Consider the following 24,703-nt stretch of genomic DNA (forward strand, 5'->3'; position numbering starts at 1 on the left):
TCGCGATTTGAGTCTGGCTTTGATCGGCCCTCGAAGTTGTGTTTCCCAGTGCCAATAACCCGTGCACGGGTTATTGGCACTCAGTGAGAGGTGTCCGACGACTCGCCGCTGAAATTGGCAAGGTCGGGCTGAAAATAGACACCGGTCAGTCCTGTCTCTTCGATGGTATTTTTGAGCGTATCCCTGCAAAACACACCATTGAAATGGTCGATCTTCGCTTTGAACGTAGCGACACTTTCCAGTTTGTTCTCGATAAAATCGAAGTGTTCCAGGTTCCCATGCTCGTCATAGCCGGTGCGCGCCTCATCAAGTGCATCCATGTCTTCCGCAATGACCAAGGGGTTGAAGAGATAGCCTTTTTCGGATTTGTGATACTCGACGGGCAAGAACTCTCCATCTGTTTCTAAAAGGCTTTTCAATGCGCCATAGGCTTTTTCGCTGAGGAACAGCTTACCACCCGACACACTGAGATCGGGGACAATATGCGCATCGCTATCGACCTCGGGGAGGAATTCGATTCGAAACCCTGCCGGCCAGACGGAGGCATATTGAATCGGTGAGTGGTCGATATGGATGGGGTAGGCGCGCCCGAGCTTCTCGACCACTTCATCCGAGGGTATGTGGAAGATCAGGTATTCGTCATCCTGGTGGATGCGGTTGATACTCATGCTTCCCTGCCCGCCGGCAGCATTACCCGTTGTGGGAAAGTCGAGGTTTGCAGCTTCAGCTCAATCATTTTCAACGTCTGTACCAGCATCTCGTTTGTCTTGATCAGGGGGATATTAATCAGCGTCTCCAACCACTGATAGTAATGCTTTCTGTGGATACGGCTATGGGGCACGGCATTGCGAAGCCTTCCCCGCATATGGGCCTTGGCGGCCGTGTTTCGCGGCAGCCAGCAGCCATTGATGGGATCGTCAATGCGCCTAGCAAACCACGAGAGCACAGCGCGCAACTTCGCCGCACTGGCATGACGCCCGGATATAATCGCATGTGCATCACAAAGCTTGTGAGGTCGGGGATCGCCGGCAGCGGTCAAAAAGGCCGCCAGTCGCCTGGAACAGTGTTCTTCGCTCTCCAGCGCCTTAACCGACATCTTCCTGCCTTCAGCCCGATATGCCTCGATGCCCTCCTGAACCTGCCCGATCACGCCGACCTTGTGCAGGTCACTGATGGTCGGTTTTTCAAGAGCGGCAAATTCATCAATGGCCAGATCCAGCCGGTCTTTCTGGTGAATTTTCTTATCTATCCTTGGCGGGGCCATAAGCAAAGTTCCGTTTTGTTTGAGCGGTAGCTAAAGATGCCCGTATGCCACGGGCTTGGTCATGTACTTTAACCTAAATTGGTTATCTGTGTCGTATACCTCTATGGCCTCAGAGCCGGTAAGGGACGGCTTTAATGCCTCAGTGCTGTGTTTGGGGCTTAGGGTTTCCCGCTTCCCGGTTGAATGTGCGAAGCCAGGCTGGGCAGGATTCTGGCGATATTGCGCGCATCGTCCTCGCCGCGGTGCAGCCGCCCTTCGAAGGTCAACCCGAGGGATTGCAGAACGCTGCCGAGGCCTGAGTGGCGCTTCTTGCCGGTCTTCTCCTGCCACAATGCCTTGAGGTTGATATGGGGCTTGGAAAAAAATGCCGGTGCGCAGTTGTGGCGCGCTTGCTCGACGCGGATCTGGTTGGAGTCGTACTGTCCCCAACTGGCCCAGGCCTGATACTCAAGTCCTTGCAGCCAGTCGTCTAGCAGCGACGTTGCCTCCGCAAAGCCCGGCGCAGCCGCCACTTGGTCACGATCTATGCCAGTGAGTTGGCAGCAGAAGTCGCTGAGTTCCGGGTTGATGGTGGGCCTCACCAGTTGGCTGTGGCTGGCCAGGATTTCTCCTTCCAGGGTTGCCAGAGCCAGCCCGAATTCGATCACTTCCATGACCTCGACGGACTGGGGGCGATCGTCCCAGCAGGTGGCTTCGAGGTCGACGATCAATAATTGGCGGATGGAAGTATTCGGCAGAGTCATGAAAGGGGCTCCGTTGTTCTTGGGGATTCACTGACGCACATCAGGGCCAGACGCTCGCCTTCCTCTCCGCGATAGGTATCCAGGAAGTGGCAGTTGCCCACGACGACCGGCTTGGGTACGAAGTTGTGGCCGAGGTAGAGGGCCTCGATGCCCTCGATCCGGAAGGGGGCGAGGGCATCCGGTTTGGCATGGGTAATTGTGCTCATGCGCTCCAGAAATAGTCGTTTGTATTCGGCCAGGGTGCGTTTCGCATCGCCCAACCCTAACAGGCGCCTGTATAGCTGGCTAGCCAGGAAACGATCCCACAGGAACTGCTCCGCGGTACTCGCCACTCGCTCGTTATCTTCCAGCGATGCACCAGCGGACCAGGCCTCTTCGATTGCGGTCAGAGCACGCAGCGTTCGCGGCCAGCTGCCGCCGAGGATGTTGGCGTGGATCAGACCGATGCGCCGCCCGTCGGCGTCCAGTTCGATGGCCCATGGCCAGCGCCTGACCTGGCTCACCAAGTGTTGCCGCTGCGCCCGCGGCAACCTGTAGAACCATTCGCCGCCGTTGGCGCGGTGCCGATCGGCGGTTTCCGGATTCTCGAAGCCGGCGATCATCATCGCCTCGTGGTTGCCGAGAATGCCGAAATAGCTCTTTTGATCGACCATTGCGAGCAGGAGTTCGCTGTCCGGGCCTCGGTCGACCAGGTCGCCCAGACAGAACAGGCGGTCGCGGGCCGGATCGAAGGCGACCTCCTGCAATTGCTCATGCAGTTGCTGCAAGTGGCCATGCACGTCTCCGACGACAAAGTCCCGTCCGGCAAGATTCCTGTCGACTTTAAGGAACATACTCATGAAAAATTCGAGCGATTGGTTGGAGGTTGAGCATTTCCGCCGTTGATAGCCTCCATGTGAACGACAGTGAGGCGGATGAAGCAAGTTTATCGCACCAACATAAACTCGCTAAACCCGCTCTAAAAGCACATTGGTGGGGCGCGGCACCCCGAAAGGGCCGCTCTACGCTGTCCCCACCAGGGACTGGATGATGTAGTAGTGATCCTCGAACATCTCCTGGGGATCCAGTGCACCCAGTGGCACCCACCTAGCATGGCGGGCGTCGTCGCCGCCCTTTACCTTGGGTAACTGGCTGCTGGGTTCCAGTTCAATATAAAAGGCGTGGGTAATGGTTCTGCCGCGGGCGGAGCGATAAGGCTCGTCGAAGACGTCCTGGCGGCGGATCGAGCCCTTGAGCACTGGGGCCGGCACCTTGAGCCGGGTCTCTTCGCGCAGTTCCCGCAGGCAGGCATCCACCAGCTTCTCCTGTGGATCGACAAAGCCGCCGGGCAGCGCCCAGAGGCCTCGACCGGGCAAGGCCCGCCGCTCCACCAACAGCACGTGCCCTGACTGAATTACAACTGCATCCACCGTGACGTGTGTGGGCGGGTAGGGCGCTGCAGCCCAAGAGGCCTTGTATTTGGCGACGAACTCGGCTTCCTCGCGCATCGCCTGGTAGGTTGGATCCGAGTCCACGAAGCCTCGCAGGGCCTGGGCCACCGGTGACGGAAGCACGCAGGAGCCCTCTAGGTCCCGCAACTGGCCGGCGGGATTATCGTCGAACACCCGTTCCCGGATGGGTGTCGCGCTGATGCTCTCGAAATTGTCGACGCCCAGCGCATCCCACTGAGGGAACAGGTTCAGGTAGAAGCCGGTGTGATCTTTCCGGTGGCCTATCAGCGCGATCTTCGGCGGCTTGTGCGGCACTGGGTGATGCGCGGTCACTATCCCCGATACCGAGGTCTGCACATTGCGCACCCACAACTCGTCGTTGTAGGGCACGTCCATCAGCGGCAGGCAGATGAGGCGGGCCTTCTCCTCATCGGAAAGGCAGGCCCGGATATGGGTTTCCCGTTCCTGATGAGTCCAGGGGTTTCGGGGATTGCGAGGTTGAAAGGCCGAGCCGATCAGGACGATCAGGCGCTCTGCCCGGGACAGCCCTTCCTCGACCACCTTGAGGTGCCCCACATGAAATGGCTGAAAGCGGCCGATAAAGATCGCGAAATCGTAGTCTCTGGACATGGCAGCAAGCTCCTTGCTGGGGTGAATGGCTCTGGTCTATCCAGTGCCATGATTATTCGGCTCCATATTATTGACTTTTAGACACTAATAGTCAAGAAACAGATGCCTTGTTAGCCAGCGTGCTATGCACGAGACTACATTATTATATGATTTGCTAGACGAGGATCTTGGCATTGAACTCTGAAAAGAATCTGCGACGCTTGGACTTTTTTCTATCCATCGTTCCGATATATATTTCCTATTTCTCTGCTGCCTTATTAGCTATTTCTTTTTCGCGGCATTGTAGTATTCGGCTTTAGTAGAGCAATACAGATTGGGCCGCTACTCTATAGGGTCAAGCACAGAACCGCGCCCTGAACTTGGTACCAATTCTACATATAGAGATTTTCGTCCGACGATGGCAGCAAGCATTAGCCGCTTGTCCTGACGCTTCGCCGATAAACGGTTCCACTCTGACCTATCGAGAACAGAAGGATGAGGATGGTCTTCCGGATGGGTGTGCCATTCACCCAGATAGCGGACGGTTCCCTGACTCATCACCCATCGTGACATGGCGATGGCTTCGTGGCCAAATAGCATCCGCTCGAAAAGATAAGGAAACCGCTTATCCAATGCCGTGGGAGCCGTCGCTTGCTCAATGAGCATATGGGTTCCATGGACAGAACCGAGTAGAAGCCCACCAGCTTCGCAGTCGGTATCATTGTTCTGAATATGCTGACAAAAAGTTTCCAGCGTCGCCGTCGAAAAATGCAGCAGCGTTCTTTTGTCGTTGGTCGTCCAAGAGCTCATGAACTGCATAGGGGACACTCCCGATCCAGCAGTGGATCGCAATCGGGAGTGGCAAGCTGCTGGACGCGATCGATCAGTCTGGTTCGCAACGCAGGGGAATAGATACCATTGACCCAGTCAAGTGTCATCTCAACGCCTAGACTGGCGGCATGCACCGACACCGAAGCGGGAAATGGCACGTACAAGCCTTCACATCCATGCCCCGCCAAGATGGCAGGAAGAGGATCGAAGGTGGAACGGAGCTCGCCTCTTCTGTTGCTATGCCATAGACATCGGTAGCACGCACCAGATGCGTTCGTTCTGAGAAGCGCACGGACAGCCGTTCCCGGCCCCTCGATCCAGACCGAAAGCATTGGTGTAGGTGGTGGATAATGGCCACACAGCCAATGCCCGAGGGATTCTTCCCCGGTGGCATCTATGAGAAGGTCCAGTTCTCCAAGTTGGGCCTGCCTGACATCCACGGGGAGAGCACGAATCTCGGCCCCTGGCGCCAAGCGTTTGAGCTCCTTCGCCATGGCCTCGGCTTTGTTCGACAGCAGATCCGGAAATCCCAGGCGATGACGCCCGATGTTTTGCGGGAGAAGGCAATCGAAGTCCACTAACGTGAGCTTTCCACCGCAGGTACCCGCCCCAGCTTTGACCAGCATGTCCGACAGATATCCGCCGATCGTGCCGCATCCCACAACGGCTACGTTTTTACTCGCAAGTGTCTTTGACTTTGGCATGTTCCGCTGGGCAAGGTACCGATCGTCAATTCTGACCACCGAGATGGGCATCACCTTCAATCCATAGCTCAAATCTTTGCGATCTGCGACCTTGCTCTTTTGGACCGGAAGTTGGCGGTCATAGAGAACCGCAAAGCCATACGCCATCAACGGAGACTCGATAATGATCAGAACGCCATTGACCTTTTTCCTTTCTCCCTCCTTGATTCGCTCGTGAATCTTGCGCCGGCATCGAGGGTCAAGGGTGCTTTGCCACGCCAAGATATCTCCAACTGTTTCGGGGGGCCAATGGCTGGTCAGAGGACGAGGTTGGGTACCAGTCTTTATCCGATAAGTCAGCACCGTTCTATCGGTTACTTGGTAGCCGAGCGATGCCAGCTTCTCAGTTGTTCGATCTTCGTTGTCGGTGATGAACCACAAAGGACTTCCATTAGCCTGCGTGACTATGCAGTTCTGTCGCCCTAGGTCTGCGCCCTGTATGTCCACGAAGCAAAGCCAGCCATGCCAATAGGCGAAGAACTCTTCCGCGAGGTCTTCAATCATCTCCCCCTGCATGATCTGCCCGAACACGACGGCCGCGCGTTGCAGGCACGCCAGCGACTGTCCGACAGGATCGTAGATGTCCAGAACGACGGTACCCTTGACGAGATAGCAAAGCCCGCCATCTGCGCCAAGATGAGGAACCGCTGCGGGCAGCTCAGGAGGGATTTCCAGCAGCCGGATGCGAGGCAAGTCGAAGAACGTGGGGTCAAGCTGGACTTCGCACGGACAACCCTTGTCCGCTTGGGGCGGGGTCAACCGCCCGTGCAGTCGGAACCAGCCATCATCCGTCTTGCCAACAAACTCGAAGCCTCGCTGCTTGAAGGCCTCGATTACGTCTGCGACTGCTGCAACGTAGCTCATCCAGCCTTCGTTCGTCCGACAAGTTCGCTCGGACCAGCAGTGGCGGGCGCTGCGACAATGGTGGCGGCAACGGATACCACCTTGACCCGATCCGGCTCGTTCGGAAAGCGTGGGCCGAACTCACCCTGCATCCAAATGCAGGCCTGTGAAGGGCTACCGGCGTCGGTGGCCCCGCGCAGCACTTTCTCAAGTTCTTCGAATGCCTTTGCCGCTTCTTCGACACCCGTTTTACCAAGTCGCTCTGTGAGCGACTCAGACTCATCCACGGGGTTATCCACTCCCGCCCGCAACCTGGCCGGTAGTACCGCGACGACATCCAGCAACGCGAGGTCGTCGCGCCGATCACGCTTCTCAAAGAGAGGGGACGCAGCGGCCATCAACAGGATCGAAGCGGGTCCACCGCTAGACCACCTCCAATCGCGGAACGCCTTCAAATAACGAACCACGCGGCGGAGCTGCTCTCCTTTGGCCTCCACTTCGCTCAGGAACCACTCCTTCACAGGCCTGGGGTCAGAGGGCTTCCAGTTGCATTCACGATGGGCCAGGAGCACCTTGTCAGCCGGCAATGCTGTCCAGGCATCTCGCTCCGCCATGTTCACCGCTTCCGTCAGCGAGTCGTAGCCATATCGCTCCATCGAAGCCTTTGCGAGCGTGACAAATTCCTCGTCGGGAATGGCGTACAGAGGGACATCAATGTGTGCATACGTGGCAATGACAATGCGGATGCACGTCGGCTTGTCGGTGACAAGCTTCCACCCCTTTTCCTCGACCAGCGACTTCAATGCTTCTTCCGCAGCTGCAAAGAACACCGTCGCCGCAGTGCTGGGACGCCTCGTCTGCGAGACGAAACTCATTGGCAGATAACAGCCATCATCAACATCCGCCTGCTGAGGGCGTTGTGCCGGGGAGTTCAGCGTCTTGTATGCCCACGACCCTTGCGTGAAGAAGCGCGGCTGCGGCACGCCTTCCGTGTACCCGCTTGCCCTCAGCACGCGAGGGATGCCTGAGCGCAGGCAGTCCCTGACATCAGTGCGTGCGCTGCCGATCCATGCGCGTTGCTCAGACGTCAGATCCAGCTCGTCATGCATGCAGGATTCGTCATCGATGGTGGTGAAGAAAAGCGGGCTCAAGTTCAGCATGCGGCCTCCGGAACATTTTTGTTGGGGCCGTGATAGAAGATGGGTGCGCCGGCCTGGTGCGCTCGAAACGGCTGGAAAAGAGGATCGCCGAGCGCACGCTGCGCTGCGTGGTTGCCGCGATCCTTGAGCGTATTCGTGGCACCAATGGAAACCCGATCCAGCGCCTTCACGTCCTTGCTTTGATCCGGCGTTGCCTTGTCGTCGATCTGGAAGTAGTTGTTCCCCAGCGCCTGCCGAAGCATGTAGTCCACTGACGACTCCTGGGAGGAGATCACGAGATCAAAGAGCCCCCCGCGCCACTTGCCGAATCCGCGGTCAAGGCTGGCGCCGCCGCGAACGGTCGCACCGATGGTCATCGTGCCGATGGCGAGGACCCGAACCAGCGCATCCTGTTTCGGCGCCAGGAACGTCTTGATTTCGTGCAACCCGAACAGGCCGGGGGCATTGCCCACCAGCCCTCCGTCCGCGAAGACACCGCGGTCGTTGCGCGCCAGAGGAAAGTAGACGGGCGCGGCGGCTGTCGCTAACGCAACATCGACGATCTTCATGCGGTGATCCAACTCAAAGGAAGGATGGTGAGGTGTTTTGAAGAACTGCCCGCGCCCTGTTGAGTAGTTGACTGCCGGCACGAGAACACGATGCTTCAAGTCGCCAATCGTGGTCCCTTGGAAGCGCTCGGTCAGCACTTCTCTCAATCCCGCGGAGTCATGCTTTGCGGTCAACCAGAATCCCAGGAGCCGCCGTGGAAGGCTGCGACAACCAAAGATGCGGCTGCCTTGGTCTTCAAACAGTGCTTTGAGTTCATGGGCCGGAATTTCCGCAGCCAGTCCCAAAGCCAGCATCCCGCCTGCCGATGTGCCGCAAATCAGATCAAAGTGCGAAGCGATAGGACGACCCAGCACGGCTTCAAGTTCGGCAAGAACCGTAGCCGTATAGAGGCCGCGATAGCCTCCGCCCGACAGGGCGAGCACATGGTAGGTAGGGATATCAGCCATGGCACCTTAACCTCTCGGGGGAAAGGAGTCGTCGCCATGGCTATCCTTGTCACGGATACGGCCATCTGGACGATGGATAACGAGTTCGGACTTCTGGTTGCGTGCAATATCCCGCGCAGCATCTATTGCCTGTTGCTGCGTGTCACGCACGGAGGTAGCTCGCTGGTTGCCAGCGCCTTTGACAGCCCAACCGTCTTGATGAGGAACAACATGCTGATTTTTTCCGGCCATGATGGCTCTCCTATAGTGGATCTATGGAAGTCCCAGCCCGTCGGCTGGGTTGTCAATGGCCGCCCTCTGTAGCACAATATGTTGCTCAGTCAGACAACAGGAAGGCCGAGCCAATCCAAGCCGAAGCGTTCGTAAAACCTGCCTCTGTTGTCTGGCTAGACAACAATGTATCAGAGCATGTGCGCCGGTGCAACTCCCGTGCAACATGCGCCTTTAAACTCGACTGGATGCGGATTGGTGCAACCGAGGGCTATGGTCTTCTTCCCGCAACCGCAAGGATCAGAACTCATGCCGCAAACAGGCTTGGGCGTCGCTATCAAGACGCTACGCGAACGCAGAACCCTTTCCCTACGTGAAATTGGCCAACTATCGACAGTGGACCATGCGTATATCCACCGCCTCGAAACGGGCGAAAAAACAAACCCCTCCCCAGACCTGGTTGAAAAGCTATTGAAGGTTCTTAAGCCGTCGGAGAGAGATGCTGTACTCGTAACTTGGCTGGTTGACCATGCAGACGCTGACCCGAGCCTCGTCGAATTTGTGCTACAAGATCCTTCAATTAGTATCGACGTATTTACGGCTGCGGCTGGAGTCAGGCATAGGGGTAATGCAAGGCCTGATCCCGCAACATTGATTGCCCGAATTAAAAGGGCTTTCGAGGATGACGACGAGGACGATTGAGCATGGATGAGGTAGATGTCAGGCAGAAAGCACGTGCGTTTGTCGCGAAAGTCGATATTTCTAACATCCAAGAAGATCTTTCCCCCTACGTGGCCGCAGCTAACGCCAAGGTCAAGAAAGATGAACTTGGCGAGGGGGAGTCTGGATACACAGTTACCAAGCCAAACGGGAAGCACATCATCACGGTGAACTCGCTGGAAACTGACGAACGCCAGCGTTTCACCATCTGCCACGAAATAGCTCATATCGTGCTCGACTTGAAGTCGAGTCACGAGGAGGTGCCGTCCTGGTCCTATGTCAAGCGACATCCGAACGAGATCGCCTGCGACACATTTGCCGCTGAACTGCTGATGCCTTATCAGCAATGGCTCCCTGCCGTTCCCAAGGAGGAGCCTTCCTTGGAGCTTATCCAGCACATGGCCGACTTGTTCGGCGCCTCGTTCCCCGCCGCTGCCTCAAGGTTTGCCAGTCTCAGCGATACGCCGTGTGCCTTCGTCACCATGGAGCGCGGCGCAGTACGGTATGCCGCACGCTCCACGTCATTGAGACAAGCTGGAGCGTGGATATCCCCCAAGTCAGTGATCCCGGCTGGCTCAGTGGCGCATCGAATCCGATCCTCCGGGAGCAGTACGACTGATACCGGGGAGGTTTCTCAGGACGTTTGGTTCGACAACTGGGAAAAAGGTTTAGATCTCTGGGAGCTTTCAAGGCACTACGCACGCACTGACACCACCATCTCGCTGCTATGGCTTGACGGTGAAGATTTGCCGGAGTTTGAAGTGGACCGCTTCGGCGCACGAATCGAAGACGACGGTGGCTTGCCCGAACTTACGGGCGAGCTTCCTTGGCCAGGACGAAGCCGGCGTCGCTAGCGAAGTCTGATAGCTTACGCCGGAAGGAAGCCGGCTCTGAACCGCTTTATGATCGAGTTCGGCGACCGTCTCGCCGATTACCAGTAAGCAACTGGCAGGGGGCAGTTACACAGAATTATTTATACCCTCCCGGCTTCCGAACATAAACTAAGTTTTTCTTTTGCTATCAGTCTCGTTGGTCTTGAGGGGATTCTGCCAAGCTTTGCTCAATGAGTCGCCGGGAAAAGTGGTCCGGAACATCAATGTAGCGTATTGCAGATTGGATATCCTTCCAGCCAACATTCTCCATCAAAGCCTTGGCATCCCACCCATTTCTGTTTGCCCAGCTGGCAAATCCGCGACGCAAGGAATGACTGCTTATGCTCGCATGCATTGAGATCCCGGATTCCTCGAATACGCGCCGGAGTAGGGCAGAGACACTGTTGGGCTTTAGGCTCTGGTCAGAAAGCTGACCCCAGCGGTTGATACCACGAAAGACTGGGCCTTCACCGATGCCGGCCAAGCGAATCCACTCCTCATAAGCAGAAACGGGGCATAGCCGGCTTTCTCTCCCCGCGCTCTGTCGGTCGCCCTGGCCGGACACCGCTGCAAACGCTCGAAGATGGCAAGAAGATCTGGATGGAAAAGTTCGAAAACTGAACTTGGCCTGACCGAACACCTTCGGAAAAACCGGTACCTGTCAGATCAAGTCTGAACTACTACAACTTATTGTAAAAATTGTAGTGGCTAAGTGTTTCCTGCTCGCCACAGCTGGCTTGTCTACCTCTCAGAATGATAAGACTTCGGCCGTCGTCATCTGCCGTAGCCAATTCATTGCCTCATTGAGGTCTAAATAATTGCTCGCATAGCCTCTAGCCAGAAGGTTTTCTGGAAGCACCCAATCCCATTTCTCGCGGGCTAAGTTCTTCGCTCCTTTGAGCAGTTCCTCAGCCTCAAGCGGTCCATCCAGTGCGACATCATAAAGCGCATTCGCGATATCCTCAGCCGTCATATCGTTCTCTTTGCGCACCTCGACGCCGAGTTCGCCGTGCAAAGCTTGAAAACCGCGGTTGGTGAGTAGACAGGCGAGGGCTTCATTGCCTGCATCCCCAAGCCACGTGAATAGCCTTACAGATCTGCCCTCGTTGTGCAGCGTTTTCATTGCCATCTGGTGTCGTGCGTAGTTTTCTCGTCCTTCGTCGAGGAACCGGTGCGCTTCCTTGTCTAGAAATACAAGCCGTTCACCAGAGGCCAAGAGTTCGCGCATGCGTTGGCGAACTTGAGTGTGGGTTCGGCCGCCTTCCCCCTTGAACAACGGTGGCTGGTTGGCGCTGGCACGCTTGACATAAATTGTCTTTTTCTCTTCATCGATCTCTTCGATGAGCCAAGTCTTTCCAGCAAAGAGGATGCGCTGACCGTCAATTAGCATCTGATCGACAGGCAGTGTTCCTAGCGCTTTGCCGCCAGTGACGATACGGTATTCCTCTTCATCCGGAAAGGCGGCATAAAAGGTGTAATGGTTAACAAACTTTTCCCCGAGCTGGCCGTGGAGAAGCACACCAGAGGAATCTTGCATCAGCAACTCCTCCTTGCCCATGGCGCGCACCAATGCTACGAAGTCATTCTTCGAGACAGCAGGGAAGGGCGCCTTCTCTGAAGATAACAGATTGTAAAGTTGTCCTACGGCCAGTCCCCCGTACTGGGCGATGGCTGATAGGATCTGTTGAACGAGTGTGGAGAAGTGGGCCCCAGCAGTCCGCGGTGGTTCGAACCAACCCTCCAGAAGCAGTGAAATCATGGCTGCCATCTTCACTGTCCCCAGCCGCAGTGCACTCTCGATCGTGGGTCTTGAAGAAAGCGCTTCCTCGATGCAATAAGCACGCAAAATTGCTGGTTCGCCTCTACGTCGTCCGGAACGACCAAGGCGCTGTCGGAGACTCGCCACCGATGGAGACGTTCCGATCTGGACAATGCTCTTCACTGCACCAATATCAATGCCGAGTTCAAGAGTATTGGTGCAGATTGCCGTTGCCGGATGCTCATTCTGTTTGAGCGCCATCTCGGTTTCTTCTCGGATCTCCTTGGAAAGACTTCCGTGATGGGGGTAGAACTCGTTGGGCACACGCAGACGAGTACTCTGTTCAGCGAGTAGATGTGTATAGCGTTCTACTTCACGCCGTGAATTGGGAAATATCAGGTTGTTGGAACCGCGCAGCACATTGAAGAGGTGCAAGCTGATCAGCCGTGGCGCCGAGAGTTCGTCGTCTTCCGATTCTTCCGGTTCTTCCGAATACACTTTATCTTCTGGCATCAATCGAGTTTCCACGAGATTCTCGTAGCCTTTTACTAGAATACGCAGTTCCGTCTCCGTGTCTTCTGAATGAACTATCGCCACCTGGGTACCTTCGCCAGGTCGTAAGTACTCCGCGGCTAGCCCCATATCACCAAGTGTGGCGGACAGGCCGATGCGTGGTACTCTCCGGCGGATTGCCACTTCGATCCGATGCAGCAGCGACTGAACCTGCTTGCCGCGCTCTTCGCCGATGAGAGCGTGCAGCTCATCGATAACGACATAGTGCAAATGCGCGAAGATGGCGGCAACCGCCGTGCCGCGGTTACAGAACATCGCCTCGAGTGACTCCGGCGTGATTAGAAGTACCCCTTCGGGTTTAGTGAGAAATCGTGCCTTGCGAGAGCTGGAGATGTCACCATGCCATGGCCACACCGGGATTTCGAGTCGCTCACACAGACGTTCCAGCCGGCCGAATTGGTCATTGATAAGCGCTTTCAAGGGGCTCACGTAGACAATGAGACCACCTCGATCCGCTTGGAGCAGGTGAGTGAGTGCCGGCAGAAAGGCAGCTTCGGTCTTTCCTGATGCAGTGGCAGCGGCCACGATAACATCGTGCTCGGCTTGAAGTACGAGCGGAATTGCAGCCTCTTGGGCATCTCGCAGAGACTCCCAGCCCTCCGCCCAGATGAATCGCTGGATGCGCTCATCAAGCAGAAAGAAAGATGAACTGGTATCGGTCACGATGAACTATTCGCGCGCGGCTTACAACCGGAAGGAAGCGAGTTCCTCATCCGTCTCCACTTCGACATCCAAGTCGGCAGAGCCACCCTCATCAGCCTTAATGTCGACACCGCCAACTAAGCTACGCCAGTCTGCATCCTGGTTCTGTTCTAGTACAGCCAGTAGGTTGATAAAGGCAGTAATGGTTGTGCGCGGTGTGCGGAAATAGGCATCGCCTATACGTGATGAGCAGTGTTTCATAAAACTCTCGATACCCTGGTCCGGCAGTAGGTACTTGGCTTCATCGCCGGTGGCATACACATGCCGGACCTTTTGCAGAAGCACAAAGAAGTCTTCAGGGGTCAGGCTGGATAGTCGAACCACCGGCCCACTGAAATCCACGAGCTCGCCGGTGGCGAAGGTATTCTGTGCCAGCCTGCTTTGTAGGGCAGGGTAGCTGTAGAGGCCGCGACGGGTGTCGAGCAGGAACTCGGGCGTGCCACCTAATGCGAATCCTAGTCCCACAGCCGTACCCTGCAGGGAGTCATTTAGGATACGCAATATCTGCTCGTAGTTGGCGTTGCGCGCCTGGGTGTTGGCGAGCTTGTAGAGGTTCACTAGTTCGTCAAGGCTAACCATGAGTCCGGAGTAACCGGCGAGGCGCACGAAGCGGGCCATGAGTTTCAATTGATCGTACATGGAGGCGTCGTCGACGATACTGCGTACACCCAAGGCCTTGCGGGCATCCGTTCTGGTCGAGAACTCGCCGCGCAACCAACGGATCGCGTCAGTTTTGAGCTTCTCATCGCCTTCTTCGAACCCCTTCCAATAGGCCGCTACGACATCAGCGAAGTCATAGCCGTTAACCAGCTCGGTCAGGTTTGCGAGCTTCTCGCGAATCACGGTTTCGGTTTGTTTACCTGCGCTCTTAGCCTCGTTTTTGGCAGTGGCAATGAACTTCTCGACCACGCCGGCCAATGCACCGCCGTCGGGCTTGGTACGCGTCGAGAGATTACGCATCAATTCCGCGTAGAGCGAACGCGCCTGGCCGCCACTGGCATGAAGCCGTCGATCTGGATTGAGATCGGCACTGACCACTACCAGCTTTTTCTCCATGGCGATTGCGCGGATAAGATTCAGGAAGAAGGTCTTGCCGGCGCCGTACTCGCCGATGACGACACGAAAAGCAGAACCGCCATCAGTAACGCGCTCAATGTCGCTTACCAGCGTTTCGATTTCACGAGTGCGGCCAACTTGTATCAGATGCTGGCCCATGCGCGGCACGACGCCGGCACGCAAGGATTGAATCACCGCGTCGCGTTCTCTGGGACGAATTCGGGTAGTCATGCTGCAATCATCTCCACAATCTCGGCGCCCACTTCGATTGGGTCATCGCCTTCGGTAAATGGAATATCGTGTGTGTCGTAAGCGACCTCGTTCAATTGCTCGAGTGCACCGTCGAGCATCAGTTCGAGGTCTGCCGCCGCGTCCTCAAGATCTTCTCGGCTCCACTGCGGGCGAGAGATCAGGAGCCGAGCGAAGGCCGAGTGAGCCTCGTCCAGGCCAAGGATACCTTCAGCCACTGATTCCATATTCTCTGTCGAACCACTCTCTTCCTCGCCGTCTTCGACCGGCGATGTATCATCAGTTTCCGTGAATATCGAGGAGAGTAGGGCGGAAACTTTCTGAGTGTCCTGCTGGAGCGCTGCGATACGTGTCGGATCGAGGGTAAATCCGTTTTGTTCGCTTTCGTCGGTCGCCGGGGTTTCTCCTGCGGAAACCGCGTGTAAATCGCTGAAAACTTTCTTCGACTGGATGCCGAGTGCCTTGTACAGCTTCTCTAATAGCTTGACCTCTTCCGGAGAGACTACGCCATCCGACTGCGCGACCACCGCCATAAAGCTGGCTATCGACTCCTTTTCGGACTGCCTCAACGGATCGAGCTTTTTCTTGAGCGCTCCAATCGCCATCGGCTCGGCGATCAATAGCCGCAAGTGGGCGATGAGCCGGCGATGGTGGCTGTGTGTCAAATGCGACCAACTCTCCACCTGTGTTCGCAGATGATTGATTTCCTTGGCACTGAACTCGCCGTCGGCAGCAGCCACTGCAGATGCCAGTTGAAGCGTCAGCAGTGCAGCCTGATACTCAGTCGTGACCTGTGATTGCGTTTCTTCCGGCGGCAAGTCAAAGAGCACTATCTTGCTTTCGGGCTTGGGCGTTCTGGCGCCAGAGAGAACATCTGGTTCAAAGCCGATATTGATCGACGCCAATATACGGGCAAGCTCCTGGGTCTTGGCGCGGGTCAGCGTTGACTGCGCACAGAGTTCAGTGAGTAGGGTTTCATAGGTAAATAGAAGCATGCCGCCACCCATGCGGGTCTTCAGTGTCTCGATCGGCGCCCTGACTGCCTCAGGCCAGAGTATCATCGGCAGCAATAAACAGCCCTCCAGCGTGTCGGCTGCCTCTGGAGTTTTGCCGACAAGCCGGCTATACGAGGCTAGCGTCTCGGTGGCCTCATCTACTATCTTCTGGAGTTTTTTCGTGGGCCCCGTCACTGCGGTCACGTCTGGCACTTCGCCAAACGTGCGTTTGATCTCGCGGCTAAAGAATCCGGCAGAGGCGGGGCGGTAAACGAATTTGAGCTTGGTACGGTTGCGGGGCAGTTTTAGCCCCGCGCCGAAAACGTCAATATATCGCTGGTGGAAGAGGATATCGAACTGCTCAGCGCAGCGAGCAGCAGGCGTCCGCAATGAGATAGCTGGGTCATGTTTTACCCACGTCAATGCCAATTCTGGCGGTATGGGGATGCCGGCGATTGCGGCCTGTCCCAAAGCCAGTCGCAGGTAGATTGACAGTTCAGATGTGTTCGGGAGCTCAGGAATCGGCTTCTCATAGAGGTCATTGCCATGATCTATCAGCTCGATCCAATTAAGTAGTTCGCCCGCATAGTGGCGGAGTGATCCAGAGCGTTCACTGTAAATGCCGAGTAGACGGCGCAACTCTGTGGCAATCAACGGCAGATCTGACTTTGCAGCCGGATCGGACTGCGCGTCTACCAGCACGCGTCGTTCCAGCCCATAAAAAAATAGAAAGATGTATCCAAGATCTGCTTCCGGATCGCGACGACCGCCTTCCAGCCAGCTCAAGTAGGCGCGACGCGCCCTGCTCGAGATTTCCGAGTAGTTCGGCCAATAGCCCATTTCTCGCTCGGTGTAGTCACCGTGAGCGGAGACTGAGCGTGACGGATCAATCAAGCAGGGATCTGTCTCTCCTGAGGGGGTCGTAAGTGACGTCCCAACATAGAGCATGCCACCTGGTACTGCCGTCCCTGCAACAGCGATCGACTCGCCGGCGGGAATCCATTTTGCAGCACCGAACCCCTTTGGTGCTTTCGGGATACCGAAGCCCGAAGTCGCGCGTGAGGGCGCAGGCTTTGTTATCGGGACGGGATCGGAGCCCGTGCCGTAACGTACCTCTACATTGACACGCGAACTTGCGGCCCTTCTCGTCGATGAGTTCGCGGTATTGGACGGGGGAGGATTGGTGCGCTCAGAAACGCTCGGGATGGTTTTGGATGATGAGAAGAGCAAGCCGAAGTAAATCACCAGCGCAATGCCAGCCAGCACTCCAATGGTTATCCAGCCTTCCTTGGGAACCGCACTCACTATTAAGACTAATAAGATTAGGCCACCCAGGAACTTGTTACTGCCACTGGATTTCTTCCTTCGTCTTGCCATTCGACCTCCTGTCTGACAGCCAAGGCTGTGTTTTTCTTATTGGGTACTGGACGATGCCACTAGGTCTCTACAAACCAGGAGAAAAGATCAATAAAATCAATCCGTTAGAGGTCTAGGCGTCATAAGATGTGTTAAAGACCAGTTGGGAAGTGACGTGAAAACACCTCAAAAGCTGGCCAATAAACGTAATCAAAGTATTGCTGGCGGTCAACTACTTCCGAATGACAAACTAAGCTTTTCACCTGTTTTCAGGTTCATTGGTCTTGAGAATTTTCTCCCAGGCTCTGCTCGATGTGTCGCTGGGCAAAGGGATCGGGTGTATCAATATACCGCAGTGCGGACTGAATATCTTTCCAGCCGACATACTCCATCAGGGTCTTGGCATCCCAGCCGCTACTGTTTGCCCAGTTGGCAAAGCCGCGACGTAAGGAATGACTACTTATGCCGTCAAGTATAGAGATCCCAGATTTCTCGAGCATGCTCCGGAGGAGGGCAGAGACACTGTTCGGCTTTAGGCTCTGCTCAGAAAGATGACCCCAGCGGTTGATATTGCGAAAGACCGGGCCTTCGCCGATGCCGGCCAAGCGAATCCACTCCTCATAAGCAGAAACGGGGCATAGCCGGCTTAGCGCCGGCACCCTGAACTCCCTCCCCGCGCTCTGTCGGTCGCCCTTGCTCCTGGGCAGGAAGATTGTCAGCCCCTTGCCGGGGCTCACCGTCACAAACTCCGATTGCAGGCGGCATAGCTCGTCGCTGCGGAACCCTCGCCAGAATCCGAGTAGCAGCAGTGCTTTGTTGCGGGCATGTGCGAGCGACGACTTGTGATTCTTCGTGGCTATTGCGGCTTCGGACTCATGCTCAAGCCAGGAGGTTAGGGCGGTCAACTCCTCAATCTGCAGTGGGCGCGCCCGCTTTTCTTGTGCCGGGTGCAGCTCGCGGATGCCCTTGAGAACCTTTTTAACAATTGGCGCCTTGGTTGGATCGGGAAAGCCCTGGTCGCTGTGCCACTGCGCCAAAGCAGCCAGGCGCAACCTGAGGGTGCTGACGGCCAAGGTCTTCGCATGGTCTGCCAGATATCGGGCGATGCTGTCGGCAGTGGCTGGCAGGAAGCCGCCCCAGCTCACCTCGAAGTGGTGGATCGCTGCCTGGTAGCTGCGTCGCGTGTTGTCGCGGGTAGCTGCATGGATGTACTGCTCGATATTACTCATGGCGATTCCTTTCCAGGACGCCGGAGTGAGACGGCTGGAGTCACTTGGAATTAACCCGGTGACGGGGCTTTCGTACTGAGAAATGGCCATTTTACGGCAAAGACAGCATCTAACAATGGATAAACTTCTATTATCTATTGTTAAATTCTCTATTGATTGCCGTGCCTGATTGAATCAATATAGTATGTATATACATATTACATACCACAGTACAAAATAATAGGAGCTCTCCAAATGGCACGTGCAGGCATCAACAAGGTCCAGGTCCAGCGGGCGCGCGATGCGGTGCTGGCACGCGGGGAGAACCCTTCCCTCGATACGATACGTATAGAGCTGGGCAATACCGGCTCCAAATCCACCATTCACCGCTATCTCAAGGAGATCGAGGAGGCCGAAAGCACCCGTTTTGACGACGAGCAGCTCCTCAGTAAAACACTCGGGGAAATGGTGGGGCGGCTGGCAGCCCGGCTTAAGGAAGAGGCCGGTGAGATAGTCTCCGAGGCCGAGAAGCGCCATAGAGAACGGGAAGCCCAATGGGAGAAAGAACGTGAAGGTCTGCAGGGCGCACTTAAGGAAAGCACAGAGAAGGTGGAAAGTCTGGATCAGCGCCTCGCGGAATCTCAGGCGTCATTGGGCGCTACTTCCGCAGAGCTGCAGTCCGAACGGCTCAAGTCCCAGCGGCTGACACAACAGGTCGAGGACCTGAAGGTCCGCCTGGCGGACAAGGACGCCCATCTTAAATCCCTGGAAGACAAGCACCAGCACGCGAGGGATGCCCTCAAGCACTACCGTCAAGCCAGCAAGGAGCAGCGGGACCAGGACATTCGCCGGCACGAACAGCAGGTACAGCAGCTTCAGGCGGAACTGCGCCAAGCCAACCAGTCCATCATCGTAAAGCAGGGTGAGCTCACTCAATTCAACAAAGACAATGCACGCTTGGCCAGCGAGTTGGGCGCGGCGCGTAAGCACGTCGGCAGCCAGGAAGATGTGCTTAGGAGATCAGAGCAACAATTGACCGCTTTACGCGAGCAGCTGAGTGAAACCAACGCCCAGTTGAGCTCAAAATCCCATGAGAGAGACCTCCTGCAGGAGCAGCTAGTGCGAACTCAACAAGAGCTCAAGGAAAATACGCATCGGCAGAGAGAGCTAGAGATTTCTCTCGCCGAGGTCCGAACCAGCTTGGGGCATTTTAAGGCGATTGCAGAGGTGAAAGGCGCTACCATAGTAAAAGAAGTGCTGAAACTATAGAAAAATCCAAGTAAGGAGCAGGCGTGCGATATTCTTTACGTAGCCCTCACCGCAGTGTTGAAGTCTTCAAATTTTAGTCCGGCAGACGACAGAGTGACTCCGAGGCCGTCATTTCCCACTTTTGGGTCGTCACCACAGGGTGGTGAGATTGATATGGATAGAAGCGCCAAAGACTTAAGATTACTTCTGATCTTACCTTCAAGTGGCGAGCGCAGTACAGGCCTGCTCATTTCAACTGTATGCTGTTAGTCCGGTAACGAAATGAACTCCTTTTCGTCACCGGGTACCAGCGGGAAGTTGCCATTCTCCCAGTCGGCCCTGGCGCGATCGATACGCTCCTTGCGACTGGAGACAAAATTCCAATCCACGTAACGCTCTCCAAGTGACTCTCCGCCGATTAGTGCCAGCAGGCAGTCCTCGCGGGCTTCGACTTCGATGCCGGGCTCCGGTCGCAGGCTTGCCATGGTGCGGTGGGACAATAGAGTGTCCCGCGCCTGAAGGCTACCCTCAACCAGGTAGAGTGCCCGTTCATTAGCCTCAGGTAGCACCAGGGTTTGGCCGGCCTTGAGTCGTGCTTCGATATAGAGGGTTTCCGCATGGGTTTTTACTGGTGAATGAACGCCGTAGGCCTGCCCCATGATGACCCGCACGGAAACGCCGTTGACCTCCACCTTCGGGATTTCGGCAGAAGGGTAGTGATAAAAGGCCGGGTCGATTTCTTCACAGGCTTCCGGCAGAGCCAGCCATAGTTGCAAACCGTGCAGCCGGTGCCGGCTGGCAGTGACTTCCGGGCTTTCCCGCTCGGAGTGCACAATGCCCTTGCCGGCCACCATCAGGTTGACGTCGCCAGGGCGGATGGGTTGTAGGCTGCCGAGGGAATCACGGTGCAGGATTTCCCCTTCAAAGAGGTAGGTTACAGTGGCCAGGTTGATATGGGGATGGGGGCGGACATTGATGCCGTGGCCCGGTTCGAATTCGGCTGGGCCCATATGGTCAAAGAAGATCCATGGGCCGACCATCTGCAGGCGGCTGGTGGGAAGGGCGCGACGCACCGAGAATCCTCCCAGGTCTTTGTCGCGAGGACTGATAACGAGATTAATAGCTCCACAGCCACTGCCGAAACTGCAGTCCTGTTCAAGTTTACGCTCTTGGATGCTCATGGCTTGCTTCCCGGGGCCTATTGGATGGCGAAATTCTGAGGATTTTACTGGAAAAACGTCAGCTAGAACACTTCAAATATAAGTGCTTTCGTTTAATAAAATAGAACATCACCGTGGCAATAATAGCTTTGCCGAAAAGCGGCACCTGCTGGTCAAAAGCGAAACTGCACTGTCAATTCAGTAAAGCTGAGATCTTCCGAAGGGCCGGTTTCGCGCATGAATTTCTCCGGCTTGCCAAAAGTTTGTATCGCGGTGAATACCAGACCGCGGCAGAACGTGTACTCAGCAGTTAAAGACAGCGCGGTTGCGGCGAAGTGAGCGTCGCTATCGTCTGGCTCTCGAATTATCTGGCCATTAGGGCTGTAGAGTCCATCCTCAGTCTCTAAGCGCCAGAAAAAATTCAAATCCGCAGTGAGTGCCAATGCATCTGTCGGCTGCAAGTAGAGAAACGTGTGGAAGTTGTAAAAGTTGCGAGGGCCAAAAACTGCTGCCTCGGAAAAATAATTTCCACGAGGGTAGAGTGGATTGAATGTACCCAGCTCGCTATCGTCAGGATCATCGTCTCCGCTGGCAATATTGATGCTCAGTTTCATGGTGGGTTGCCAGTGCATGTCTGCCCACTGATAAGCTGTCTCTGTCGCCAGGGTCCAGGCGTTGATATCGCCGCTGCCGAAATGGCCGTACTGGTATAACGCCTCCCAGTTCCAGGACCAGTTGCCTGCGTCGCCCCAGTAGCGGACTCCGAAGGAATAGCGGTCTTCATGCGCGGTGCCCTGGACGTAAGTCGAGTTCTCGTTTTCGTAACCCAGGTAATAGAGGTCAAGATTGCCGGGATACGGTAGCGGTTTCTGGAAAACACTGTAAATGCCCCAGAGCGCCTGGGTGTCGTTGGTCTTGTCGTCGAAGACGCCGGGTCGGTCCAGCCGCGGCCGCGCAGCGACGACATCGACCCGCCAGCGGTTGTCAATAACAAACCCCCGACCCCCATCGAAGGTCCGCCGTACATTGGGCCCCTCGCGGACGTCCACGATACGGCCTGAGCCGAATACTATCTCCTGGCGTCCCAGGCGAAGCGTGGCTTCACGATCATCCCATTTGTCCGGACTCAGGTCGATGAATGCGTTCTGCCACTCAAGCTTGTCTTCGTCCACTGGGCTGGGGCCTTCGGCGCGTCCGGCTTCCAGCGCACTGGTGAGTTGACCAAAAAACCGCAAGTGACGGTTCCAGTGCAGATCGCCAAACAGGGAGTAACGCTGCAGCCAGACGCCTCGTTTGTCTTGCGGGTCCTGGCCATAGGTCGGATTGTTGGTGTATTCATAGCGCTGTCGCACCTCGCCGCCGATGGTGAGGTAGCCGTCGGAGTCATTATTCAAAGGGATGTACTTCCAGTATTCCGGCCAGTGGTATGTGCGCGGCATGCCCTGCAAGTATGAATAGTCCTCGTTAAAGCGCAGCTTCTTAATGGGTGGAGGCTCTCCGTCTTGCGCAATCCCCGGCCCACTGAGCAAGAGTGGAATGACTGCTAACGCCCCAGACTCATGTCGCATGATGTCAGGCGAGATCGAATAGCATCAACTCGGCGCCACGATCGCTGTGGAGTTCCAGCTTATGCTCGCCGCTGACTGCGACACCATCACCCGATTCAAGACGATGACCGAAGAGGGTAACATCGCCGCAAAGGACCTGTATCCAAGCGTATCGATTGTCGGTGAGCTGCTGTTCGAGATCCTGTTCGGGGAGCATCTTCCCGAGATAGAAGCGCACATCCTGATGTATGGTTACGGCGCCCTCGCTGCCGAACTGATCTCCTACCAGTTGGAAGCAGCCCAGGCGATCCTCTGCAGCAAATACTTTTTGCTCGTAACCAGGATTCAGGCCTGCACATCCGGGTTCAATCCAGATTTGTAAAAAGTGCACCCCTTCGCTCTTGCTGTGGTTGAACTCACTGTGGCTAATACCCGTACCGGCACTCATGCGCTGAACTTCGCCGGGCCGGACCACTGATCCATTCCCGAGATTGTCTTTATGTTCGAGGGCTCCCGAAAGTACGTAGGAGATGATTTCCATATCCCGGTGACTGTGGGCTTCAAAACCGCCGCCGGGGATCACACGGTCTTCATTGATTACACGGAGAGTCCGGAATCCCATATATTGCGGATCGTAATAGTGACCGAAAGAAAAAGTGTGTCGACTGTTGAGCCAGTCAACCTTGGTACTGCCGCGCTCATTGGCTTTACGAATTTGGATCATGATTCTTCCTTCCTTATCGAACATTGTTACTGGATGGAGCCCCGGGCAGGAATAGGCTCCACCGGCGGTGCGCGCCCAGGCTCGGGGGCGAGTAGATGAGTTACCACCGGATCGACACCGCCACGATGAAAATCCCGAGCCCGCTGCTGGATCCCACTATCTAGCACTGAAATGCGTTGATGATGCCGCAGATGGGCAACCCAGGACTCCTCGATAAAGTATTCGATCATTCGGCCCGGCTCTGCAACGTCTTCAAACAGCCCCCAGGCGAAAGCACCGTGGCGTTCGCGGGAGGCTTTGAGCTCCCGCATTGCGGTCACAAATTCTGCGGTGTCAGAGATGTCAATGCGGTACTCTACGGTGACCATGACGGGACCGTGGTCCAGGCCCACATCTTTGGCTACCAGGGGCTGTGGCCAGTAACCGCTCGGCGTGTGATCCAGTCCTTCATCCTGCAGGAGCCTGAAATGCCAGCTGAGTGCGCCGGCCAACACTGAGCCGCCGGCGGCAATCAACTGTGTATAGGAAATACCGACATGGCTGGCCACTTGCCCCCAGAGGATGCTGCCGAAGGTCATGGCACCGAAGAAGAAGGTGATAAAAATGGACAGGCCGCGCGCTCGCACCCAGTCCGGCAGGGCCAACTGTGCGGAGATATTTAGGCGCGACAGCACCGTGATCCAGCAGGCTCCGGCCAGGAGGCATGCAGCAATAGCGACATCTGCGCGTTTTATCAGGGCTAGAGTTACCAGCACCAGTCCCGTTCCCAGCGTGCCCATCAACACCAGCTGATCGGAACTGAACTTGCGCACGAGCCGTGGCAGGAAGGCCGCGCCGGCTACGGCGCCGATACCGACGGCGGTGAGGATAGCACCGTAGAGTTGTGGTCCTCCCTGTAGCTCTTCCCGCGCCACCAGCGGCAGCAGCGCCCAGAAAGCACTAACAAACAGGAAGAACGCCACCGCGCGAATCAGGGTTGCCCGCATTGCGCCACTGGCCCGTACGTAGCGCATGCCCGCTCGCATTGCGCTCCAGAAACGTTCTGCGGGCAGGTCGCTTTCTTCCGGCGGCGACGGTTTCCACCAGAGCAAGGCGGCGATCACGACCAGAAAGCTCAGGGCATTGACCAGGTAGGGCCAGCCGATACCAAAAGCGGCAATGATCGCGCCGGCGAGCGCGGGTCCAATGGCCCGGCTGACATTGATACCCACCCCGTTCAACGCTATGGCCGATTGCAGGTCCGGCCGAGGTACCAGTTGCGGCACTATCGACTGCCAAGCCGGGGCGATGAAGGCCGCGCCGGTACCTGATAAGAAGGTGAACAGCAACAGTCCGCCGGGCGTGATTTTCTCCGTAAAGACGAGACTGGCGAGTATCAGCGTGGTGACCGACAGCGCCGCCATCACAACGATCAATAGTTTGCGCCGGCTGACCAGATCGGCTAGGGCACCGGCGGCGAGCGCGAACAGGAATATCGGTGCACTGGTGGCGGCCTGTACCAGCGCCACCATCAATGGCGAGGGGGTCAGCGAAGTCATCAGCCAGCCGGATGCGACATCGTGCATCCAGGTACCGACGTTGGAAATGACCGTGGCGGTCCAAAGGACTGCGAAGACAGTGTGGGTAAAAGGCGCCCAGGCCGAGCCGGTAGCCCGGTGTTGCTCGCGCTCTTCGTGATCGCTCAAACTCAAAGCCTCAGTATGACA

The 24,703-nt window shown here is 56.2% G+C and carries 22 protein-coding genes; 3 read left to right on the forward strand and 19 right to left on the reverse strand.

From position 1 onward, the window contains the following. Nucleotides 1–80 precede the first annotated feature (80 nt). The 10 genes from FHS09_RS04270 to FHS09_RS04315 form a co-directional block, all read right to left on the reverse strand. Nucleotides 81–668: a hypothetical protein gene (locus tag FHS09_RS04270; protein WP_183457079.1), complete on the reverse strand. Its 588-nt coding sequence runs from the start codon at nt 666–668 to the stop codon at nt 81–83. Next, a complete protein-coding gene (locus tag FHS09_RS04275) occupies nt 665–1,264 on the reverse strand; it encodes an AHH domain-containing protein (RefSeq protein ID WP_183457081.1) in 600 nt (199 codons plus the stop codon). Before FHS09_RS04275 ends, FHS09_RS04270 begins: the two co-directional genes overlap by 4 nt. Before the next feature lie 158 nt (nt 1,265–1,422). Continuing rightward, nucleotides 1,423–2,007 carry a 3'-5' exonuclease gene (locus FHS09_RS04280; protein ID WP_183457083.1) on the reverse strand — a complete coding sequence of 195 codons (585 nt, stop codon included), beginning with the start codon at nt 2,005–2,007 and terminating at the stop codon, nt 1,423–1,425. Beyond that, on the reverse strand, nt 2,004–2,846 hold the full coding sequence (locus tag FHS09_RS04285; RefSeq protein ID WP_183457085.1) for a metallophosphoesterase: 843 nt from the start codon (nt 2,844–2,846) through the stop codon (nt 2,004–2,006). The genes FHS09_RS04280 and FHS09_RS04285 overlap by 4 nt, the downstream gene beginning before the upstream one ends. A 162-nt stretch (nt 2,847–3,008) precedes the next feature. Continuing rightward, a complete protein-coding gene (locus tag FHS09_RS04290) occupies nt 3,009–4,094 on the reverse strand; it encodes a bifunctional nicotinamide-nucleotide adenylyltransferase/Nudix hydroxylase (protein WP_343057402.1) in 1,086 nt (361 codons plus the stop codon). A gap of 294 nt (nt 4,095–4,388) precedes the next feature. After that, nucleotides 4,389–4,865: a Mov34/MPN/PAD-1 family protein gene (locus tag FHS09_RS04295; protein ID WP_183457093.1), complete on the reverse strand. Its 477-nt coding sequence runs from the start codon at nt 4,863–4,865 to the stop codon at nt 4,389–4,391. Next, entirely contained in the window at nt 4,853–6,484 is a 1,632-nt protein-coding gene (locus FHS09_RS04300) for a ThiF family adenylyltransferase (protein WP_183457095.1), read from the reverse strand. The genes FHS09_RS04295 and FHS09_RS04300 overlap by 13 nt, the downstream gene beginning before the upstream one ends. Further along, complete coding sequence (locus FHS09_RS04305; RefSeq protein ID WP_183457097.1) at nt 6,481–7,623, reverse strand: CBASS cGAMP synthase; 1,143 nt, start codon at nt 7,621–7,623, stop codon at nt 6,481–6,483. Before FHS09_RS04305 ends, FHS09_RS04300 begins: the two co-directional genes overlap by 4 nt. After that, entirely contained in the window at nt 7,617–8,618 is a 1,002-nt protein-coding gene (locus FHS09_RS04310; protein ID WP_183457099.1) for a CBASS cGAMP-activated phospholipase, read from the reverse strand. Before FHS09_RS04310 ends, FHS09_RS04305 begins: the two co-directional genes overlap by 7 nt. Before the next feature lie 6 nt (nt 8,619–8,624). Then, the gene (locus tag FHS09_RS04315; protein ID WP_183457101.1) at nt 8,625–8,849 is read right to left on the reverse strand and encodes a DUF2188 domain-containing protein; all 225 of its coding nucleotides are present in this window, start codon (nt 8,847–8,849) and stop codon (nt 8,625–8,627) included. Between the two features lie 288 nt (nt 8,850–9,137). Here FHS09_RS04315 and FHS09_RS04320 point away from each other — a divergent pair, with 288 nt between their 5' ends. Together FHS09_RS04320 and FHS09_RS04325 are read left to right on the forward strand one after the other, a co-directional pair. Beyond that, a complete protein-coding gene (locus FHS09_RS04320; protein WP_183457103.1) occupies nt 9,138–9,530 on the forward strand; it encodes a helix-turn-helix domain-containing protein in 393 nt (130 codons plus the stop codon). A gap of 2 nt (nt 9,531–9,532) precedes the next feature. Beyond that, nucleotides 9,533–10,402 (forward strand): ImmA/IrrE family metallo-endopeptidase, encoded by an 870-nt coding sequence (locus FHS09_RS04325; protein ID WP_183457105.1) that lies wholly within the window; start codon nt 9,533–9,535, stop codon nt 10,400–10,402. A 166-nt stretch (nt 10,403–10,568) separates the two neighbouring features. Here the strand turns inward: FHS09_RS04325 and FHS09_RS23360 are convergent, their stop codons facing one another. From FHS09_RS23360 to FHS09_RS04350, 5 genes are all read right to left on the reverse strand, one after another. Next, on the reverse strand, nt 10,569–11,060 hold the full coding sequence (locus FHS09_RS23360) for a tyrosine-type recombinase/integrase (RefSeq protein ID WP_425487762.1): 492 nt from the start codon (nt 11,058–11,060) through the stop codon (nt 10,569–10,571). Nucleotides 11,061–11,168: 108 nt separating this feature from the next. After that, nucleotides 11,169–13,415 carry a DEAD/DEAH box helicase gene (locus FHS09_RS04335; protein ID WP_183457109.1) on the reverse strand — a complete coding sequence of 749 codons (2,247 nt, stop codon included), beginning with the start codon at nt 13,413–13,415 and terminating at the stop codon, nt 11,169–11,171. Between the two features lie 21 nt (nt 13,416–13,436). Further along, the gene (locus tag FHS09_RS04340; protein WP_183457111.1) at nt 13,437–14,741 is read right to left on the reverse strand and encodes an ATP-binding protein; all 1,305 of its coding nucleotides are present in this window, start codon (nt 14,739–14,741) and stop codon (nt 13,437–13,439) included. Beyond that, on the reverse strand, nt 14,738–17,131 hold the full coding sequence (locus tag FHS09_RS04345; RefSeq protein ID WP_183457113.1) for a tellurite resistance TerB family protein: 2,394 nt from the start codon (nt 17,129–17,131) through the stop codon (nt 14,738–14,740). The genes FHS09_RS04340 and FHS09_RS04345 overlap by 4 nt, the downstream gene beginning before the upstream one ends. Before the next feature lie 254 nt (nt 17,132–17,385). Further along, nucleotides 17,386–18,339: a site-specific integrase gene (locus FHS09_RS04350; protein WP_183457115.1), complete on the reverse strand. Its 954-nt coding sequence runs from the start codon at nt 18,337–18,339 to the stop codon at nt 17,386–17,388. Between the two features lie 234 nt (nt 18,340–18,573). Between FHS09_RS04350 and FHS09_RS04355 the strand changes: the two genes are divergently transcribed. Then, nucleotides 18,574–19,587, forward strand: a complete 1,014-nt coding sequence (locus tag FHS09_RS04355) for a DNA-binding protein (RefSeq protein WP_183457117.1) — start codon at nt 18,574–18,576, stop codon at nt 19,585–19,587. Between the two features lie 245 nt (nt 19,588–19,832). Here FHS09_RS04355 and FHS09_RS04360 read toward each other — a convergent pair whose 3' ends face one another. From FHS09_RS04360 to FHS09_RS04375, 4 genes are all read right to left on the reverse strand, one after another. Beyond that, on the reverse strand, nt 19,833–20,747 hold the full coding sequence (locus FHS09_RS04360; RefSeq protein WP_183457119.1) for a pirin family protein: 915 nt from the start codon (nt 20,745–20,747) through the stop codon (nt 19,833–19,835). A gap of 152 nt (nt 20,748–20,899) precedes the next feature. Further along, nucleotides 20,900–22,165: an alginate export family protein gene (locus tag FHS09_RS04365; protein WP_246394534.1), complete on the reverse strand. Its 1,266-nt coding sequence runs from the start codon at nt 22,163–22,165 to the stop codon at nt 20,900–20,902. Between the two features lie 133 nt (nt 22,166–22,298). Further along, nucleotides 22,299–22,997: a pirin family protein gene (locus tag FHS09_RS04370; RefSeq protein ID WP_183457123.1), complete on the reverse strand. Its 699-nt coding sequence runs from the start codon at nt 22,995–22,997 to the stop codon at nt 22,299–22,301. A 26-nt stretch (nt 22,998–23,023) separates the two neighbouring features. After that, on the reverse strand, nt 23,024–24,682 hold the full coding sequence (locus FHS09_RS04375; protein WP_183457125.1) for an MFS transporter: 1,659 nt from the start codon (nt 24,680–24,682) through the stop codon (nt 23,024–23,026). Nucleotides 24,683–24,703 lie beyond the last annotated feature (21 nt).

The sequence above is a fragment of the Microbulbifer rhizosphaerae genome, from assembly GCF_014191725.1.
GTDB classification, from domain to species: domain Bacteria; phylum Pseudomonadota; class Gammaproteobacteria; order Pseudomonadales; family Cellvibrionaceae; genus Microbulbifer; species Microbulbifer rhizosphaerae.

Excerpts from the sequence above, each read along its gene's own strand:
- FHS09_RS04310 (WP_183457099.1), bottom strand. The coding sequence starts at position 8,618 with ATGGCTGATATCCCTACCTACCATGTGCTCGCCCTGTCGGGCGGAGGC.
- FHS09_RS04300 (WP_183457095.1), bottom strand. The coding sequence starts at position 6,484 with ATGAGCTACGTTGCAGCAGTCGCAGACGTAATCGAGGCCTTCAAGCAG.
- FHS09_RS04315 (WP_183457101.1), bottom strand. The coding sequence starts at position 8,849 with ATGGCCGGAAAAAATCAGCATGTTGTTCCTCATCAAGACGGTTGGGCT.
- FHS09_RS04345 (WP_183457113.1), bottom strand. The coding sequence starts at position 17,131 with ATGGCAAGACGAAGGAAGAAATCCAGTGGCAGTAACAAGTTCCTGGGT.
- FHS09_RS04325 (WP_183457105.1), top strand. The coding sequence starts at position 9,533 with ATGGATGAGGTAGATGTCAGGCAGAAAGCACGTGCGTTTGTCGCGAAA.
- FHS09_RS04280 (WP_183457083.1), bottom strand. The coding sequence starts at position 2,007 with ATGACTCTGCCGAATACTTCCATCCGCCAATTATTGATCGTCGACCTC.
- FHS09_RS04270 (WP_183457079.1), bottom strand. The coding sequence starts at position 668 with ATGAGTATCAACCGCATCCACCAGGATGACGAATACCTGATCTTCCAC.
- FHS09_RS04340 (WP_183457111.1), bottom strand. The coding sequence starts at position 14,741 with ATGACTACCCGAATTCGTCCCAGAGAACGCGACGCGGTGATTCAATCC.
- FHS09_RS04320 (WP_183457103.1), top strand. The coding sequence starts at position 9,138 with ATGCCGCAAACAGGCTTGGGCGTCGCTATCAAGACGCTACGCGAACGC.
- FHS09_RS04355 (WP_183457117.1), top strand. The coding sequence starts at position 18,574 with ATGGCACGTGCAGGCATCAACAAGGTCCAGGTCCAGCGGGCGCGCGAT.
- FHS09_RS04275 (WP_183457081.1), bottom strand. The coding sequence starts at position 1,264 with ATGGCCCCGCCAAGGATAGATAAGAAAATTCACCAGAAAGACCGGCTG.
- FHS09_RS04350 (WP_183457115.1), bottom strand. The coding sequence starts at position 18,339 with ATGAGTAATATCGAGCAGTACATCCATGCAGCTACCCGCGACAACACG.
- FHS09_RS04360 (WP_183457119.1), bottom strand. The coding sequence starts at position 20,747 with ATGAGCATCCAAGAGCGTAAACTTGAACAGGACTGCAGTTTCGGCAGT.
- FHS09_RS04295 (WP_183457093.1), bottom strand. The coding sequence starts at position 4,865 with ATGCAGTTCATGAGCTCTTGGACGACCAACGACAAAAGAACGCTGCTG.
- FHS09_RS04370 (WP_183457123.1), bottom strand. The coding sequence starts at position 22,997 with ATGATCCAAATTCGTAAAGCCAATGAGCGCGGCAGTACCAAGGTTGAC.
- FHS09_RS04365 (WP_246394534.1), bottom strand. The coding sequence starts at position 22,165 with ATGCCGCGCACATACCACTGGCCGGAATACTGGAAGTACATCCCTTTG.
- FHS09_RS04285 (WP_183457085.1), bottom strand. The coding sequence starts at position 2,846 with ATGAGTATGTTCCTTAAAGTCGACAGGAATCTTGCCGGACGGGACTTT.
- FHS09_RS04305 (WP_183457097.1), bottom strand. The coding sequence starts at position 7,623 with ATGCTGAACTTGAGCCCGCTTTTCTTCACCACCATCGATGACGAATCC.